This is a genomic window from Leptolyngbya sp. NIES-2104 (assembly GCF_001485215.1).
Lineage (GTDB): Bacteria > Cyanobacteriota > Cyanobacteriia > Leptolyngbyales > Leptolyngbyaceae > Leptolyngbya.
On the sequence record NZ_BBWW01000001.1, the window covers coordinates 2,524,545 to 2,541,155 of the forward strand.

Annotated in this window: 16 protein-coding genes; 9 read left to right on the forward strand and 7 right to left on the reverse strand. The window is 47.3% G+C overall.

What is annotated here, in order from left to right; all coding sequences use genetic code 11:
- Positions 1-68: 68 nt before the first annotated feature.
- Positions 69-593 (reverse strand): HPP family protein, encoded by a 525-nt coding sequence (locus tag NIES2104_RS11705; protein ID WP_058998381.1) that lies wholly within the window; start codon positions 591-593, stop codon positions 69-71.
- 209 nt (positions 594-802) lie between these two features.
- Between NIES2104_RS11705 and NIES2104_RS11710 the strand changes: the two genes are divergently transcribed.
- Positions 803-2,164 carry an 8-oxoguanine deaminase gene (locus NIES2104_RS11710; RefSeq protein WP_058998382.1) on the forward strand — a complete coding sequence of 454 codons (1,362 nt, stop codon included), beginning with the start codon at positions 803-805 and terminating at the stop codon, positions 2,162-2,164.
- A gap of 128 nt (positions 2,165-2,292) precedes the next feature.
- Positions 2,293-3,900 carry an NAD(P)/FAD-dependent oxidoreductase gene (locus tag NIES2104_RS11715; protein ID WP_058998383.1) on the forward strand — a complete coding sequence of 536 codons (1,608 nt, stop codon included), beginning with the start codon at positions 2,293-2,295 and terminating at the stop codon, positions 3,898-3,900.
- Here NIES2104_RS11715 and NIES2104_RS30790 read toward each other — a convergent pair.
- Entirely contained in the window at positions 3,857-4,207 is a 351-nt protein-coding gene (locus NIES2104_RS30790) for an HNH endonuclease (RefSeq protein WP_072218056.1), read from the reverse strand. The two genes, NIES2104_RS11715 and NIES2104_RS30790, sit on opposite strands and share 44 nt — an antisense overlap.
- A 372-nt stretch (positions 4,208-4,579) precedes the next feature.
- Here NIES2104_RS30790 and bchB point away from each other — a divergent pair, with 372 nt between their 5' ends.
- Positions 4,580-6,106, forward strand: coding sequence for a ferredoxin:protochlorophyllide reductase (ATP-dependent) subunit B (gene bchB / locus NIES2104_RS11720; RefSeq protein WP_058998384.1), 1,527 nt, complete (start codon positions 4,580-4,582; stop codon positions 6,104-6,106).
- Positions 6,107-6,149: 43 nt separating this feature from the next.
- Here bchB and NIES2104_RS11725 read toward each other — a convergent pair whose 3' ends face one another.
- Positions 6,150-6,374 carry a hypothetical protein gene (locus NIES2104_RS11725; protein WP_058998385.1) on the reverse strand — a complete coding sequence of 75 codons (225 nt, stop codon included), beginning with the start codon at positions 6,372-6,374 and terminating at the stop codon, positions 6,150-6,152.
- Entirely contained in the window at positions 6,371-6,562 is a 192-nt protein-coding gene (locus tag NIES2104_RS32360; protein WP_058998386.1) for a hypothetical protein, read from the reverse strand. The genes NIES2104_RS11725 and NIES2104_RS32360 overlap by 4 nt, the downstream gene beginning before the upstream one ends.
- Positions 6,563-6,656: 94 nt before the next feature.
- On the opposite strand from NIES2104_RS32360, the gene murD reads away from it, so the two are divergent.
- A complete protein-coding gene (murD, locus tag NIES2104_RS11735) occupies positions 6,657-8,024 on the forward strand; it encodes a UDP-N-acetylmuramoyl-L-alanine--D-glutamate ligase (protein ID WP_058998387.1) in 1,368 nt (455 codons plus the stop codon).
- Between the two features lie 54 nt (positions 8,025-8,078).
- Complete coding sequence (gene mnmA, locus NIES2104_RS11740) at positions 8,079-9,125, forward strand: tRNA 2-thiouridine(34) synthase MnmA (protein ID WP_058998388.1); 1,047 nt, start codon at positions 8,079-8,081, stop codon at positions 9,123-9,125.
- Here mnmA and NIES2104_RS11745 read toward each other — a convergent pair.
- Complete coding sequence (locus tag NIES2104_RS11745; protein WP_058998389.1) at positions 9,109-9,753, reverse strand: M15 family metallopeptidase; 645 nt, start codon at positions 9,751-9,753, stop codon at positions 9,109-9,111. The genes mnmA and NIES2104_RS11745 overlap by 17 nt on opposite strands.
- 109 nt (positions 9,754-9,862) lie before the next feature.
- Between NIES2104_RS11745 and NIES2104_RS11750 the strand changes: the two genes are divergently transcribed.
- Positions 9,863-10,510, forward strand: a complete 648-nt coding sequence (locus NIES2104_RS11750) for a hypothetical protein (RefSeq protein ID WP_058998390.1) — start codon at positions 9,863-9,865, stop codon at positions 10,508-10,510.
- On the opposite strand, the gene NIES2104_RS11755 is transcribed toward NIES2104_RS11750, so the two are convergent.
- Positions 10,507-11,631, reverse strand: a complete 1,125-nt coding sequence (locus tag NIES2104_RS11755; protein ID WP_058998391.1) for a glycosyltransferase — start codon at positions 11,629-11,631, stop codon at positions 10,507-10,509. The genes NIES2104_RS11750 and NIES2104_RS11755 overlap by 4 nt on opposite strands.
- 47 nt (positions 11,632-11,678) lie before the next feature.
- Here NIES2104_RS11755 and NIES2104_RS11760 point away from each other — a divergent pair, with 47 nt between their 5' ends.
- Positions 11,679-11,939, forward strand: a complete 261-nt coding sequence (locus NIES2104_RS11760) for a hypothetical protein (protein WP_058998392.1) — start codon at positions 11,679-11,681, stop codon at positions 11,937-11,939.
- Between the two features lie 26 nt (positions 11,940-11,965).
- Positions 11,966-13,981: a squalene--hopene cyclase gene (gene shc, locus NIES2104_RS11765; protein WP_058998393.1), complete on the forward strand. Its 2,016-nt coding sequence runs from the start codon at positions 11,966-11,968 to the stop codon at positions 13,979-13,981.
- Positions 13,982-14,406: 425 nt separating this feature from the next.
- Here shc and NIES2104_RS11770 read toward each other — a convergent pair whose 3' ends face one another.
- Entirely contained in the window at positions 14,407-14,979 is a 573-nt protein-coding gene (locus NIES2104_RS11770; RefSeq protein ID WP_072218192.1) for a peptidoglycan-binding protein, read from the reverse strand.
- A gap of 124 nt (positions 14,980-15,103) precedes the next feature.
- Between NIES2104_RS11770 and NIES2104_RS11775 the strand changes: the two genes are divergently transcribed.
- The gene (locus NIES2104_RS11775; RefSeq protein WP_058998395.1) at positions 15,104-15,940 is read left to right on the forward strand and encodes an ADP-ribosylglycohydrolase family protein; all 837 of its coding nucleotides are present in this window, start codon (positions 15,104-15,106) and stop codon (positions 15,938-15,940) included.
- Positions 15,941-16,611 lie beyond the last annotated feature (671 nt).

Consider the following 16,611-nt stretch of genomic DNA (forward strand, 5'->3'; position numbering starts at 1 on the left):
TTCTTAAGAATGTAGCGAACCTAGATCCGATCGGTCTTCACAATTTCTGATAATTAGAATTGATAATTTCAATAGGATTTTCTAACTGCAAGTCGATGAAACGCGATCGTACAGCCTACCATAATCAGCGACCCTGCCAGCACAGGAGTCAGTAAATAACTCCAAGAAGCGCCATTCATCGCACCCACCAGTGCCACCGCACCACCGGGAGGATGTAAGGTTCGAGTAAGCTGCATGAGTTTAATCGCAGTCGCAACCGAGAGCGCGATCACCCAGGGCGCAGTGCCAAAACATTGAACAAAAGTTACACAAACGATCGCGCCAATACAATTTCCAAGAATAACGTTGCGCGGTTGAGCCAGCGGACTATCTGGAATGGCATATAAAATAACTGCGGTTGCACCAAAGGGAGCCGCAATCAGCGGATGATGCGTGTGAATCGAAAGATAAGTTAGCGTGGCAATGCTTAGAAAGCTTCCCAGCCAGCAGAATAGGATTTGACGATAAGAAAATTGGGGTTGATGGATCGATCGGGAAGTCGATCGACTCTTCCAAGGTTGACGAAGCCAAGACCGAAAATAAAGCTTCTTCATAAAAACTCAATTGATTAAGCTAATGTCAGAATACCGTAACAACTCAGCTTAAAAATTAGAAATAGTAGTTTTCGCTACAGATTTTTCTTATTGAAGTCATTTGTGTTTATTTATCGTGATTGAAACGAATCAATAAATTGTGTGTTTCAGCACATCTAACCGTGGATCAGTGCGGTAAATCAAACAATATCCTTTACCGATAAGCGTTCATGTCCACCCTGCTGATTAAGAACATTCATACGCTAGTCACAATGGATACGACGCGCCGAGAGATTCGCCACGGTGCGCTACTGATCCGGGACAATGTAATCGAGCAGGTTGGGACGACCTCAGAACTTCCCGAAACCGCAGATGAAGTTCTTGATTTGCGCGATCGACATGTCGTGCTTCCCGGTTTTGTGAATACGCATCACCATTTTTTTCAGACCTTAACCCGTGTTATTCCAGCAGCGCAGGACTGTTCTCTATTCAACTGGCTACAAAGTCTTTATCCAATCTGGGCAAACCTGACTCCGAAAGCAATTTATATTAGCGCTCAGGTGGCAGCCGTTGAATTAATTCGCTCTGGTTGTACAACGGCAAGTGATCATCTTTATATCTATCCGAACGGCAGTACGCTTGATGATGAAATCCAAGCAGTTCAGGAGGTTGGGTTGCGGTTTCATGCGAGTCGCGGCAGTATGAGCGTGGGAGAAAGTCAAGGAGGATTGCCGCCGGATTCGGTCGTGGAGAAAGAAGCTGATATTTTGAAAGATAGTCAGCGGTTGATCGAGCAATATCACGACAACGATCGACATTCGATGCTGAGAATTACGCTGGCTCCGTGTTCGCCGTTTTCAGTCACTCAAGACTTGATGCGGGAATCAGCGCAACTGGCTCGATCGTATTCGGGCATTCGATTGCACACGCACTTAGCGGAAAACAAATCAGACATTGATTACAGTTTATCGACGTTTGGCATGACCCCTGGGGACTATGCAGAATCGGTTGGCTGGGTAGGTGAGGATGTTTGGCACGCGCATTGTGTGCAGTTAGACGATCGAGCAATTCAACTTTTTGGTAGAACGGGAACGGGAATCGCGCATTGTCCTTGTAGCAATATGCGTCTTGCGAGTGGAATGGCTCCGATTCGGAAGATGTTGTCTCATCGGGTTCCAGTCGGTTTAGGGGTAGATGGGTCTGCCTCGAATGATACGTCGAATCTGTTAAATGAAGCTCGAACGGCGTTTCTGATGGCAAGAGTGCGGGAATTGGATGCGTCTGCGATGACAGCAAGAGAAGCTTTGGAACTGGCAACCTTGGGTGGTGCGAAGGTGTTAGGACGGGATGATATTGGATCATTCGCTCCGGGAATGTCGGCAGATTTGATTGCGATTAATCTCGATCGATTAGAGTTTGCGGGGGCACTTCATGATCCGGTTGCCGCAATGATCTTTTGTCAGGTGAACACAGTTGATTACAGCTTTATCAATGGTCGAAGGGTGGTCGATCAAGGGAGAGTAACAACGATCGATGTGGAGAAATTGATCGAGACGCACAATCAGATAGCACAGCAGTTGATTGAGGCTTGATTCACAGAGCAATCTTAGCTAATTGTGAAATGCGTGAATGCTGCTCTCTGCAAGCTCAAACCCTTTGGAAGCAATTCATCGGTATCGCAAAGACGTTATCCTGAAATTTGTCGGTTGGACTCTGGATTATGCTGCGACTGAGTGAAATAAAGCTCCCGTTAGATCATACTGAAGCGGAAATCAAAAGTGCGATTCTTGAAAGGCTGCACCTTACGGCAGAAGAATTGGTGGGGTATTCTATTTTTAAGCGCAGCTATGATGCCCGAAATCGAGGGGAGAAGATTACTGCGGTCTATATTTTGGACGTAGAAACGCAGCATGAAAACCGAGTGCTGCAACGGTTTAAGAAAGACCCGCGAGTGAAAAAAGCGCCAGATATGAGCTATCGTCCCGTAGCTCAAGCTCCGAAAGGGTTGACAGAGCGCCCGATCGTGATTGGTACGGGTCCCTGTGGAATGTTTACGGGATTGATGCTGGCGCGAATGGGATTTCGCCCGATTCTGCTAGAGCGAGGAAAACAAGTCCGCGATCGCACAGCGGATACGTTTGGCTTTTGGAAAAAGAGAGCTGACTTTAATCCAGAATCAAATGCCCAATTTGGCGAAGGCGGCGCGGGAACCTTCTCTGATGGCAAACTCTACAGTCAGGTGCGCGATCCACAGCACTATGGGCGCAAAGTGCTAACGGAATTCGTCAATGCAGGCGCTTCACCGGAGATCCTGTATGTGAATCGTCCGCATATTGGGACATTTAAGCTGGTCGGAATCGTTGAAAAGATGAGAGCCACGATCGAATCGCTGGGCGGTGAGATTCGCTTCCAAAGTCGAGTCGAAGCGGTGCTCATTGAGAATCGGCAAGTGCAGGGCGTTCGCTTAGACAGCGGAGAAATCCTCGAAAGTCGGTATGTCGTGCTAGCGGTTGGGCACAGCGCCCGCGATACGTTTGGGATGTTGTTCGACCAAGGCGTTTATATTGAGCCGAAACCGTTCTCGATCGGGTTTCGGATTGAGCATCCGCAGCCCGTGATCGATCGCGCCCGATACGGACAATATGCAGGTGATCGACGATTGGGAGCGGCAGATTATAAGTTAGTGCATCATGCCAAAAATGGACGATCGGTGTATAGCTTCTGTATGTGTCCGGGTGGATTAGTCGTGGCTGCAACTTCAGAGCTGGGGCATGTCGTAACGAATGGCATGAGTCAGTATTCTCGCAATGAACGCAACGCCAATAGTGGGATCGTCGTCGGCATTTCGCCCGAAGATTATCCGGGGAATCCTTTGGCGGGGATTGCTTTGCAGAGAGAGTTAGAGAGGCGGGCGTTTGAGCTAGGCGGCAGAACCTACGAGGCTCCAGGGCAATTAGTGGGAGACTTTATTGCCGATCGTCCATCGCGTGAGTTTGGCAGTGTGTTGCCGTCCTATGCTCCTGGAGTTCATTTAGGCGATCTGGGGTCTAGCTTGCCTGAATATGCGATCGCGGCAATTCGTGAAGCCCTTCCCGCCTTTGAGCAACAGATCGCAGGGTTTGCGATGCCCGATGCGGTTCTGACTGGAGTCGAAACCCGAACCTCTTCCCCGATTCGGATTAAGCGCACGGAAGATGGGCAGAGTGTGAATACTCAAGGCTTGTTTCCGGCGGGAGAAGGCGCAGGCTACGCGGGCGGGATTCTTTCAGCGGGGATTGACGGCATTAGGACGGCGGAAGCGGTGGCATTGCGGATGTTGACGACTTAAGTGGACAGACCAACACCATTGTAGAAAGCGCGATCGCTCTTTCTTCGTTCCACCAGGGAGAGGCTTGCCACCATTGCCAGAGGGGAAGACTTCCTTTGCTGAGATTGCAGCGCTGACAGACCGCGACCAAATTCGATTTGACATCTCTGCCCCCTTTGGATTGCGCCACGATGTGATCCAAGGTGAGAACTTGAGGAGTGCGTCCACAATAAGCACAGGCTCCATTGAATCGTTGTTTGATTCCAGATTTGAGCTGATGCTTTTGGGATTTCCGTCCGAGTTCTCGACAGGGGTGCTTTGAATTCATGCGGTTAATGTCATCACTGGTTTGTACGCATTCTCAATACTCTTGGTCTGACAACTAAAAAGTTGCTGGTATGTCATGCCATGATTAATTCCAAAGAAGTATTTTTTTCTTCCCTCGGTTGGCTGATGTCATGATTGTACTCTCAGCACTCGTGAGATTTGTATCGATTCACTGAGTAGTATTAAGAATCTTGATAGACAAAACTGCAATAACTGCCGCCGCTTCTTGCAGAGCAAGCGCTGTGGCTTCTTAAACTTTTGTGCGATCGCGTAACACATCACAAAGCAAGTCTCAACGCGATCGCTAACTTTGCGACAATGCTAAAGCAGTATATTTCAAACCCTTCACTGCACCATAAGGGAGACACCCGATATGAAATTAGCTTACTGGATGTATGCAGGTCCCGCGCACATTGGCACACTCCGCATCGCCAGTTCCTTTAAAAATGTTCATGCCATCATGCACGCGCCAATCGGCGATGACTATTTTAATGTCATGCGATCGATGTTAGAACGCGAACGTGACTATACTCCGGTGACAACGAGCGTGGTCGATCGTCATGTGCTCGCCCGTGGTTCACAAGAAAAAGTCGTTGATAATATTACGCGCAAAGATAGCGAAGAACATCCTGATTTGATTGTTCTCACTCCCACTTGCACATCGAGCATTTTGCAGGAAGATTTGCAGAACTTTGTTGAGCGGGCACAGCTTGAAGCAGAATGTGATGTGCTGTTAGCGGATGTGAATCACTATCGCGTGAACGAACTACAAGCTGCCGATCGCACTTTGCAACAGATTGTACAGTTCTACATTGCTAAAGCTCGAAAGAAAGGCGATTTAGTCACGGAAAAGACTGAGAAACCTTCAGTCAACATCTTTGGTTTAACAACGCTCGGATTTCATCACAACCACGATGCAACCGAACTAAAGAAACTGATGTCTGATTTGGGAATTGAAGTCAATGCGATCGTGCCTCAAGGTGCAAGCGTGGATGAACTCAAAACCCTTCCTCGTGCTTGGTTTAACTTAGTTCCGTATCGTGAGACAGGCTTGCTCACAGCGGAATATCTCCAACAAGAATTTGGAACGCCCTACGTCGATATCACGCCGATGGGCATTGTTGAAACCGCACGCTGCATTCGCAAAATTCAGCAAGTGATCAATGCTCAAGGTGCAAGCGTTGACTTTGAACCATTCATTGATCAGCAAACGCGCTATGTGTCGCAGGCGGCTTGGTTTTCTCGATCGATTGACTGCCAAAACTTAACCGGTAAAAAAGCAGTCGTCTTCGGAGATAGCACTCACGCCGCAGCAATTACTAAAATTCTCTCGCGTGAGATGGGAATTCATGTTTTGCTGGCAGGAACGTATTGTAAGTACGATGCAGAATGGTTTAAAGATCAAGTCGGTGAATACTGCGATGACATTCTGATCAGCGAAGATCATGGACAAATTGCAGATGCGATCGCACGTCTTGAACCCGCTGCGATCTTTGGAACCCAAATGGAACGACACGTTGGAAAACGGCTCGATATTCCTTGTGGTGTAATCGCGGCTCCGATTCACATTCAAAACTTCCCGGTTGGCTACAAACCGTTTGTCGGCTACGAAGGCAGTAATCAGCTTGTGGATTTGATCTACAACTCATTCACGCTTGGCATGGAAGATCACTTGCTCGAAATCTTTGGCGGTCACGATACAAAAGAAGTGATTACCAAATCAGTTTCGGCAGAATCAGATCTCGGTTGGAGCAAGGATGGATTGGCGGAATTGAATCGGATTCCGGGATTTGTACGGGGTAAGGTGAAGCGGAATACTGAGAAGTTTGCTCGCGATCGCAATATCACTCAAATCACCGCTGAAGTTCTTTACGCTGCGAAAGAAGCGGTCGGAGCCTAAAAAATAAAAGGGGAACGCGATCGCGTTCCCCTTTTCAACCCGACTAATTCTGTTCAGATTCGCCCATCTTCTTTTCAGCTTCCTTACGTTTGCGGTGTTCTTCGTAGATTTCGGGAAAGCGATCGATATCCTCAGGTGAATACAATTTCAAGTTCGGATCTGCCAATATGCGATCGGCAAGTACGTGAAAAGCGTCTGTATCTTCATAATGAGACAGTACATAAGCTCTCAGTTCTGCCCTAGTCATCGCTGAATAATCAGGTTTCATTCTATGTACCCCCATTCTCCATCTTCAGAAATATAAATCTCAATCTCTTCGCCAGCTAGCAAAATAATGTTTCTGTTGCGCTCATCAAGCCGCACAAGATGAATTGGAACATACATCCTCGTTAAGCTCATGCAGAGCAAGATACATTTTGCTTCTTGTCGTGGAGTTGGATAAATCGATGAACTCATTCTAGCGAAATAATTTAGTTGAGATAAATCATAAACCTGGATCGTTACGCAGTAGGATTAAAAATGCAAAAAGAGTAACGTGCGATCGTATCCTATGCCAAATGCTTCTGTGATTGGGTTGGGGAAATCTGGCAATGCTGCTGCCCGACTGCTCAAACGCCAAGGATGGCAAGTGACTCTTAGCGATCGCGGTTTTTCCCCCACGCTCGAATCCCAACAGCAAGAGCTTTTAGCAGAAGGAATTAATGTTCGACTCGGCGATCGCTTTGATCCCGAATCAGTACAGCCCGATTTGATTGTAGTCAGTCCGGGTGTACCGTGGGATGTGCCAAGTTTAGTCACTGCTCGATCGATGAACATTGAAACGATCGGCGAAATGGAACTCGCTTGGAGAGCATTGAATGCTGCACCTTGGGTCGCAATCACCGGAACAAATGGTAAAACGACAACAACGGCTTTAACCGCAGCAATCTTTCAAAAAGCAGGATGTCACGCGCCTGCATTTGGCAACATTGGCTATGCTGCGTGTGAAGTCGCATTGTTAGATCAAAAAATTGATTGGGCGATCGCTGAAATTAGCAGCTATCAAATCGAATCTTCACCTTCGATTCAGCCCGAAATCGCCATTTGGACAACCTTTACACCGGATCATCTCAGTCGCCACAAAACACTAGAGAACTATTTCAACATCAAAGCCAGTTTGCTGAATCAATCAAAACAGCAAATCTTTAATGGTGATGATTTGTATCTACGAAACATTGGACTACAGCAAAGCTATCCGATTCAAGAGAATGCTTGCTGGACAAGTGTAAAGGGCAGATCTGAACCGATTGGAAAGCCGGAATTTGGAGCATATATTGAGGATGGATGGGCGATCGTACAAGGCAAAAAGATTGTTCAAGCTGACGCGCTGAAGATGCCTGGAGTGCATAATTTGCAGAATTTATTGATGTCTGTTGCAGCAGCACATTTCGCAGGGATTGAAAAAGAAGCGATCGCTGAAGCCGTTGCAGAGTTTCCAGGCGTTCCCCATCGGTTAGAACGAATCTGCACTTGGCAAGGGGTTGACTTTATCAATGACAGCAAAGCGACAAACTATGATGCTGCAGAAGTTGGACTTGTTGCGGTAAAAGCTCCGGTGATTTTAATTGCAGGCGGAGAACCGAAGATTGGGGAAGATCAAGCATGGCTCAAGGTCATTCAAGCAAAAGCGGCGTTTGTGTTGCTGATTGGTGAAGCGGCTCCGACATTTGCAAGACGGTTTGAGGAAATTGGCTACTCGAACTACGAAGATGTTGAAACGATGGAAAGGGCAGTGATTCGATCGACCGAACTTGCAAAACATCATTCTGCGAAAGTCGTTCTTTTATCTCCTGCCTGTGCCAGCTTCGATCAGTATCAGAATTTCGAGCAGCGCGGAGATCATTTCCGGCAGCTTTGCCTAGAGACCTTGCAGAATTAAGCCGATTTCGCGGCAAAATGTTAGCCTAGAAGGGATTTAGATGACGAAACTCCGATGAACAAAGTTGTGGTCGGACTCTCTGGAGGAGTCGATAGCTCAGTAGCGGCAGCTACGTTGCATGATCAAGGCTATGAAGTCGTTGGCTTGACCCTTTGGTTGATGAAAGGGAAAGGTCAGTGTTGCTCTGAAGGCATGGTCGATGCGGCGAAACTTTGTGAGGAGTTGGGCATTCCGCATCACATTGTCGATACCCGCGATGTATTTCAGGAAAATATTATCGATTACTTAGTCACTGGCTATGGTGACGGAATCACACCCTTGCCCTGTTCGCAGTGCAATAAAGCGGTGAAGTTTACCCCAATGCTGAAGTATGCACAGGAAACCCTGGGGATTGATAAAATCGCCACGGGTCACTATGCCCGAATTCGGTTTGAAAATGGACGCTATCAACTGTTGAGAGCCGTCGATCGCTCAAAAGATCAGTCTTACTTTCTGTACGATCTCGATCAAGAAGTGCTCTCACAAGTAGTCTTTCCACTCGGTGAAAAGCACAAAACCGAAACTCGCCAAATTGCAGCCTCGTTCGGGCTTCACACCGCAGACAAGCCCGAAAGTCAGGATCTTTGCTTAGTGGAAGCAAACGGATCGATGCAGGCGTTTCTCGATAAGTACATCACCCCACATAAAGGGGAAATTGTCGATCGCTCTGGTAAAGTACTCGGTCAGCATGAAGGTGTGCATCACTATACGATCGGACAGCGCAAAGGATTAGGAATCGCTCACTCTGAACCGCTGTATGTCATCGGTTTGGATGCTGTGCAAAATCGGGTGATTGTGGGCGAACGCTCCGAAGCGCAGAATCTTGAATGTACGGTATCTCGAATCAATTGGGTGTCGATCGCACCTCCATCTGCTCCAATTAAAGCCGATGTACAGATTCGATATCGATCGACCGCCACACCTGCAACCGTGATTCCGATCACAGATAACCGAGTGCGGATCGTATTTGATGAACCGCAATTTAGTATCACACCCGGACAAGCAGCGGTTTGGTATGACGGGGAAGTATTACTCGGTGGCGGAATCATCGAGCGGAGCTGATCGCACCAAAGGCAACATCTCGAACTGAGAAGTTTTGCCAGCCGCGTCCGTCAAAGTGCCACCATTCGGTTGAGAGCGGGATAAAACCTGCTCTCACCATTGCGTCTTCTAACAGTTGACGATTTCTTAGCACTTCAGCGGGTAAGTTGGTGTAGCTGCGACTGGCTCGATCTGTGAAGTCATCAAATCCAGTCGGCATGGGTAATTCTTTTCCAGTGCGATCGACTAATGTTAAATCAACTGCTGCACCTCGATTATGCCGCGATCCATTGATCGGATTTGCGACATATCGTTCATCGGGTTTGATTTGCCATAACCGTTTCTGCACCGACAACGGACGGTAACAATCAAATACTTTCAATCCAAGTCCGCGCTTTTCCAGATCCGTTTGCACCTGTGATAACTGTTGTGCAGTTGCAGCCCGTAAAATACATCGAGCTTGTGGATAAAGCGTTTCTTTCACAAAGTTGTTTCTAGTTGCGTACCGAATATCGAGCGCGATGCGGGGATTAATCGATCGAATATCCACGAACACAGTCGGATTCAATTGTGCCTGAATCGGATGGGGTATCAAGAATGCGATCGAGAATGACAACGCCAGAACAAAGAAAAATCGGAGAGTTTGCATTTTAGAGTAGATGCGATCGATGAAGATTGAGACTTTAACTGCGATCGTGATGTTTCTGATTTATGGTAAGGTCAAAACTGTTGCTTGTTGAATAATTTTTGCAGTTGACATGTTTAAACAGGTCAAACTTTGGCACATGATCCCGATCGCAGTCGGACTACACGGGCTGGTTTTCGCCATTCCCGTACCTCCGACCGATCCGATCGTAGAAAAGCAAGAAAAACCTGTCGCCATTACAAGCATTCCGAAACCTTCTCCTACTGCAACCCTCACTCCAACACCCAAGGCTCAACTCACTCCAAAACCTTCGGTGACACCCAGCGCGATTCCGAAACCTTCTCCTACTGCAACTCTTTCGCAATCGACTCCTGCCCCTGCTCCATCCCCCTCACCCTCTCTACCTCCGTCTTCCGCTCCGACTGTAAGCCCCTCCCCCTCGCCGTCTCCCGCTCCGAAAGATGCTCTGCAAATTGATGGAGCAACACCAGGATGCAACGGACGTGAAGGCTGTTGGCAAGTTTTGGAAACGCAAGGACGAAAGATTGCAGGAACGTTAGAGAAACAGTTACAAAACCAAGGGTATCAACTGACTGAGAAAGACTTAGACGAAGATACCGGAATGCGAGTGTATCAAGTCGAGAAATCAGGAACGCAACCCTATTATTTACATTTTGTTTGGAGCGATCGCGGAACTGCGTATGTTCGCAATCCTCAAATTCTCAGCCGCAGTGAACTCGCAGCGTTAACAAATATCTAGTAGGTTCGTCCTTTCCACGCGCCACCCTGACCGCGCCAATGTTTGATCGCAGAATCGATCGTCATGAGCAGATAGAGAAATGCGATCGCAGGTAAACAAAACGCATACCAAAATGGACAGCGATAAAATTGCACGATCGGGAAATAGGATAGTGACATTAACAAGTAAGTGAATAAACTCATTAAACTTCCGGTCAGAATTCCAACCACAGGAAGTAGATACACAATAAACATTCCAAATACTGCACCGATTAACAGCAAAGGAGAATAATTTAGCTGAGTATAAGCAGTACGAGAAACCATGTTCCAAATCGTATCGAGTGAATCATAAGGACGTAAACTAATCGTCGTGGGTGTCAATCCAAGCCAGATTCTTCGAGATCCAGTTGATTTAATCGCATCCGCCAAAGCACAATCATCGATCAACGCCTGTCGAATTGCCGCGACACCTCCGATTCGGGTTAATGCTTCTCTCTGAATTAGACTGCATCCTCCAGCAGCGGCAGCCAGCGATCGACTCGGATCATTCGCCCACCAAAACGGATAGAGTTTTGCAAAAAAGAACACAAACGCGGGAATTAGTAACTTCTCCCAAAAGCTCACACAACGCAGACGTACCATCAGCGAGACTAATTCTCGATCGTTCTCGATCGCGTGACTCACCAAATCCCGCAAATTATCCGAATCATGCTCAATATCAGCATCGGTTAGTAGAAAATAATCAGGCTCTAACTCCATTCCTTTCTGAATCCCTTGTTCTAATGCCCAGAGTTTTCCTGTCCAGCCTGCGGGTAAAGGTTGAGCCGACAGAATTTGTAATTGTTCCGATTTCCCTAACATTTCCGCTGTTTGCTTTGCGACTTGTGCGGTTCCATCGGTGCTGTGATCATCGACCAGAATGATATTTAGCGAACCCGAATACGATTGAGTTAACAGCGATCGCAATACGATCGGCAACAAATCCGCCTCATTTCTTGCCGGAATCACGACGCACACTGAAGCAGTTTGAGAAGTTCCTTCCGGCAAGCGTTGATCCATTTGCCAAAACTGTCCTCGGAACATTAAAAGATAAATCCAGATCGATAAACTTACGATCGACAACCCAAGAATGATTTCACTCATGTCACAATCACCTTAAACGCATTCATTTCACAAAAGAGCGATCCAAAATGGCATTCATTCGTATTGACGAAAACATTACAGTGAACACCCAGTACATCGTCAAAGTCAAGTGGAAACTCAACGCTGACAATGATGAACTTTCAGGATCAGTGTTTCTCACAGGCGGTGATAAAAACGAAGTGGTTGCGGTCAAAGGAGCCGCAGCATACAAATTGTGGGATATTCTTCATGCGCGAGAAGATTTGCCGCGCAACAAAAACAGCGAAGCCAGCGACGGAGAATGGCAGCGCAGCCGTAGAGGTTGGTAGGGTTACGAAGTGTGAGGAGATTTGGAATGCAATCACTAGAAAACGCAATTTCAGCGAGTCAGCAGTATCTTTTATCATTGCAAAAACCAGAGGGCTACTGGTGGGCAGAACTTGAATCGAATGTCACGATCACGGCAGAAACGATTCTGCTCCACAAGATTTGGGGAACAGACCAAGAGCGCCCCTTGCACAAAGCAGAAAATTATTTGCGATCGCAACAGCGAATTCATGGCGGTTGGGAACTGTACTACAACGATGGCGGCGACCTAAGCACGACTGTTGAAGCGTACATGGCTTTAAGATTGCTCGGTGTGTCGTCGGCTGATCCTGCATTAGTTCGAGCGAAAGAATTCATCCTGGCACGCGGCGGCATTACGAAAACTCGCATCTTTACCAAGTTCCATTTAGCGCTGCTTGGTTGTTTCGACTGGCGTGGCATTCCATCCCTGCCGCCGGGGATCATGTTTCTGCCCTCGATCAAAGTTGAGATTCCAAATCCGTTCGGTGATCCCTTGTTTTCCGGTCACACGTTCAGCATTTATGAAATGTCGAGTTGGGCGCGAGGAAGTACCGTTCCGTTGTTAGTTGCGTTCGATCGTAAACCCGTTTTTATCACTGATCCCGCTGTCACGCTGGATGAACTCTATGTCGAAGGCGTTCACAATGCGGTGTATGAATTGCCGCGAAAATCGGATTGGACAGATCTGTTTTTAGACCTCGATCGAGCTTTCAAATTTGCCGAAGATTGGAACCTCATGCCATTCCGCGAAGAAGGGATCAAAGCCGCTGAAAAATGGATTCTCGAACGTCAAGAAGCCACCGGAGACTGGGGCGGCATCATTCCAGCCATGATCAATTCATTGATTGCCTTGCGTTGTTTAGGCTACGACGCGAATGATCCATTTGTAGCGCGGGGATTAAGAGCGATCGACCATTTCGCGATCGAAGAAGACAACAGCTATCGAATTCAGCCTTGTGTGTCTCCGGTTTGGGATACAGGACTGGTGATACGATCGCTGATCGAATCCGGTGTTTCCCCTTCTCATCCCGAATTAGTCAAAGCTGGCGAATGGCTGCTCGAAAAGCAGATTCTCAGCTACGGAGATTGGGCAGTCAAGAACACCGAAGGAAAACCGGGTGCGTGGGCGTTTGAGTTTGAAAACCGCTTTTATCCCGATGTCGATGATTCTGCGGTCGTCGTGATGGCGCTTGATTTACTAGAGATGCCAAATGAAGCTGAGAAACAACAAGCGATCGTCCGCTGTGTGAATTGGATTAGCACGATGCAATGCAAGCCCGGAGGCTGGGCAGCATTCGATCTCGATAATGATCAAGACTGGCTCAACGCAATGCCCTACGGCGATCTCAAAGCGATGATTGATCCCAATACGGCTGATGTCACGGCGCGAGTTCTAGAAATGCTAGGACAGCTTCAGAATGGAGATCCGAAAAGAACGGCGGCTTTGACTCCAGAAAAGCTCGATCGAGCTTTGTCCTATCTCGTTCGCGAACAAGAAGCAGATGGCTCATGGTTCGGACGTTGGGGCGTAAACTACATTTATGGAACGAGCGGTGTTTTAGCCGCATTGTCGAAAGTAGCTCCAAACACACATCGCCGGAGTATTGAGCGCGGAGCAAATTGGCTCACTCAAGTGCAAAATCCTGACGGCGGTTGGGGTGAAACTTGCGAAAGCTACAAAGATCTAACGCTCAAAGGAAAAGGTGATAGTACCGCCTCTCAAACCGCTTGGGCAATCATTGGATTGTTAGCCGCTGGGGATGGAATTGGACAGTATGAATGGGAAGCGATCGACAAAGGGATTGCCTATCTTATCCAAACTCAGAAAGACGGTGCTTGGGACGAAGACTTATTCACAGGCACAGGATTCCCCGGACATTTCTATCTGAAATACCATCTCTACCAGCAGCATTTTTCGCTGACTGCACTTGGACGATATCAGACGAGTTTGAAACAGCGATCGACGTTAAAAGTGCCGTTGAATCTGAAGATCAAAGAACCTGTTCTAGAACTCGGTGAATAGTCTTAAAACGTCAAAGGGTTTGGCAAATTGCCAAACCCTGAAAATTGTAGTCACTTAGTTGTATGTGTCGCTGAAACAAGAAGTAACGAATAAGGTGGACAAAAATCGCAAACATTCCAATCAACTCTCACCCCGAATCCAGTCAAATCAGACTGTAGTTTTCATTTAATCCTGACTTATCTCAGATGAACCAATAATCTGAAGTGAGTGAGACAAATCTGAATCAAATTGAAGTGCGATCGTTGTGTCGTTTTTCAAGACTTTGCGACGTGACTAAAGCAGGAGACACAGGCTTTAATCTGGCTTGGAAGAAGGGTTTCAACTTCTTTTGTGTCTTGAATCTAAGGTAGCATTCCTGCCCCAGCCCGACGCATCCCATTCACCAATGTTTACAGCCCTTCATCGACTGCAACGATCGCGCTAATCTACCGCAAAATTGCCCCCCAAGTCGCCCCACCGACAACGCCATCTGCTTCCAATCCAAACTTACTCTGAGCCGCTTTCACCGCTTCTTCTGTTCCCGGTCCAAACACACCATCAATCTCACCGCTATAAACGCCGATCGCTCTCAATCGACTTTGCAATCCTCGAACCGCTTCGCCTCTCGCCCCCCGCCGCAAAATCGGAAGCTCTCCCGTCGGTGCAGGCTGAGGACGACCCGCTTCGGTTGGTGTCTCCCGTCTCGGTGGCGGATTCACGGCAACAGGCTCAGAAGTCGGAAACAATCGATTCCACGTCTGAGATCCAACAACGCCATCTGCCGCGATTCCAGCCGCCGCCTGAAAGCGTTTAACCGCTTGATCAGTATTTTCTTCAAACACACCATTCACGGCACCTGCATAGTACCCTAAAAGCTTTAGTGTGCTTTGTAGCTCGGTGACATCCGTGCCTTGACTACCAACTCTAAGAATGGATCGAACTGGCGCTTGAGCGAATCCAGGCGCGATCGTACAAATGACGAGCACCATTGAAAGCGCAAGTGATCGGATAAACTGCATAAACGAACGAGGTTGAAGACGAATCATGAGACGGAATTTTGGGGGTAAGGTTGCCTGCCAATTGAATTAGCCAAATATGGAGTCAAATCAGCGAAAATTTTACACTAGGTTTTGAGAAATAATCATGCAGTCTGCACTTCTCTATCGATTTCAAGCCGCAATCATGGGCGCAATCATCGGTGAAACGCTTGGAATTCATACCTCTGGTCGCACTCCCACCCGCCGCGATTCCTTTGAATTCATGCGTTTCTACGCCGAATCCTTAATTAATCCCAACCGCGCTGAAAATCCGAGCGATCCCATTTTCCGAGAACCGCTTACCACTGCTGAATCTGCGATCGCGCTTCTCCCGGTCTTCCTGTTCTTCCACGAGGACTTCCCCAAACTCCGCCAAAATACCGAAGCCGTCCTCAAACTCTGGCAAAATCCAGCCGTATCAGAACTCGATTTACTCGCGATCGGCTACACCCTTTCCCAAGCCCTACTCGAATCACTCACACCCCGCCGTTTTGTCTCTTCAATGTTCGAGGCATTATTAGCCCCCCCCGAAGGCATTCCCAAACTCCAACGCCTCCAGCAAGTCGAAACAATGATCCAACAGGGAATCGGTCTTGAAGATGCAACACAGTTAATTCTGACTTTAAGTGATGCAACCACTGGAGATGCTGCGATCGCGCTTGCCCTCTACTGTTTCCTCTGCACTCCCGGAGACTTCCGCCTATCGATTCAGAGAGCCATTCAGACCCATTATCAAGTTCCAGGCGTTGCAGCACTCACCGGGGCACTTTCTGGCGCATATAACAGTACGATCGCGCTTCCCGCAGAATGGCAAATGGCAGTAACACAACAGGCACAAATTCAGCAGTTGTCGCGGCAGTTATTAGCGAGTTGGTCGGGAATGTATTTGGTTGAAGAGGGAGATTTAGCGATCGCGGCTCCTCAAGTCATGCGGCGAATTTAGGTTGATGTGCGATTGCGCTTCCTTTCTCTTTCAGCGAATCTAACAAGACTCCATACGTGTATGAGGTCGGATAGTTTAAGGAAAGTGCAAAGTGAGAAGACAAAATATACCTAGTAAAGAATCCTGATTTCAGAATACGCACACGGAGATCTAGTAAAAGATGATACTGATCACACTAAGTTACACTGAAAAATATGAAGTATCTGAAAACAATAGCCGTACTGACTTGCAGTACAATACAACTGCATTCCATCAATGCAACTGCTGAAAATTGGATACCTGATCCAACTGCTAAGGGTGTTCTAATAGATTCTGGAACTACCTACGACATTGATCTAACTAGCGTGAAATTGACCGAATGAAGAACTTTATCTTAAACGAAGAGTAAGGGGTAGAAACGAAAAGGATTGGGCAATAAATCAATACAAATATAATTGCAGAAATGTTCGTAGCTACTTCTTTGACACCAGAGTTGGAAAATGGAGGTCTTTTGAGGAAGCAAGACGAAATCTGCCGAATGATCTCGCTGAAATCTTAAAAGTGTCAGATTCTCAAAAAGCAATTCAGTACTGCAAACAATATCATCCAAGATATCGAGCCTTGTATCGGCAATATGGATTGTAAAAGCGATAAGGAACATTAAATTTAATTTTAATACTCCTTATCGCTCT

What these genes read in the sequence shown, in the direction of transcription:
- NIES2104_RS11705 (WP_058998381.1), bottom strand. Translation starts at nt 593, where the DNA reads ATGAAGAAGCTTTATTTTCGGTCTTGGCTTCGTCAACCTTGGAAGAGT.
- NIES2104_RS11710 (WP_058998382.1), top strand. Translation starts at nt 803, where the DNA reads ATGTCCACCCTGCTGATTAAGAACATTCATACGCTAGTCACAATGGAT.
- NIES2104_RS11715 (WP_058998383.1), top strand. Translation starts at nt 2,293, where the DNA reads ATGCTGCGACTGAGTGAAATAAAGCTCCCGTTAGATCATACTGAAGCG.
- NIES2104_RS30790 (WP_072218056.1), bottom strand. Translation starts at nt 4,207, where the DNA reads ATGAATTCAAAGCACCCCTGTCGAGAACTCGGACGGAAATCCCAAAAG.
- bchB (WP_058998384.1), top strand. Translation starts at nt 4,580, where the DNA reads ATGAAATTAGCTTACTGGATGTATGCAGGTCCCGCGCACATTGGCACA.
- NIES2104_RS11725 (WP_058998385.1), bottom strand. Translation starts at nt 6,374, where the DNA reads ATGAAACCTGATTATTCAGCGATGACTAGGGCAGAACTGAGAGCTTAT.
- NIES2104_RS32360 (WP_058998386.1), bottom strand. Translation starts at nt 6,562, where the DNA reads ATGAGTTCATCGATTTATCCAACTCCACGACAAGAAGCAAAATGTATC.
- murD (WP_058998387.1), top strand. Translation starts at nt 6,657, where the DNA reads ATGCCAAATGCTTCTGTGATTGGGTTGGGGAAATCTGGCAATGCTGCT.
- mnmA (WP_058998388.1), top strand. Translation starts at nt 8,079, where the DNA reads ATGAACAAAGTTGTGGTCGGACTCTCTGGAGGAGTCGATAGCTCAGTA.
- NIES2104_RS11745 (WP_058998389.1), bottom strand. Translation starts at nt 9,753, where the DNA reads ATGCAAACTCTCCGATTTTTCTTTGTTCTGGCGTTGTCATTCTCGATC.
- NIES2104_RS11750 (WP_058998390.1), top strand. Translation starts at nt 9,863, where the DNA reads ATGTTTAAACAGGTCAAACTTTGGCACATGATCCCGATCGCAGTCGGA.
- NIES2104_RS11755 (WP_058998391.1), bottom strand. Translation starts at nt 11,631, where the DNA reads ATGAGTGAAATCATTCTTGGGTTGTCGATCGTAAGTTTATCGATCTGG.
- NIES2104_RS11760 (WP_058998392.1), top strand. Translation starts at nt 11,679, where the DNA reads ATGGCATTCATTCGTATTGACGAAAACATTACAGTGAACACCCAGTAC.
- shc (WP_058998393.1), top strand. Translation starts at nt 11,966, where the DNA reads ATGCAATCACTAGAAAACGCAATTTCAGCGAGTCAGCAGTATCTTTTA.
- NIES2104_RS11770 (WP_072218192.1), bottom strand. Translation starts at nt 14,979, where the DNA reads ATGCAGTTTATCCGATCACTTGCGCTTTCAATGGTGCTCGTCATTTGT.
- NIES2104_RS11775 (WP_058998395.1), top strand. Translation starts at nt 15,104, where the DNA reads ATGCAGTCTGCACTTCTCTATCGATTTCAAGCCGCAATCATGGGCGCA.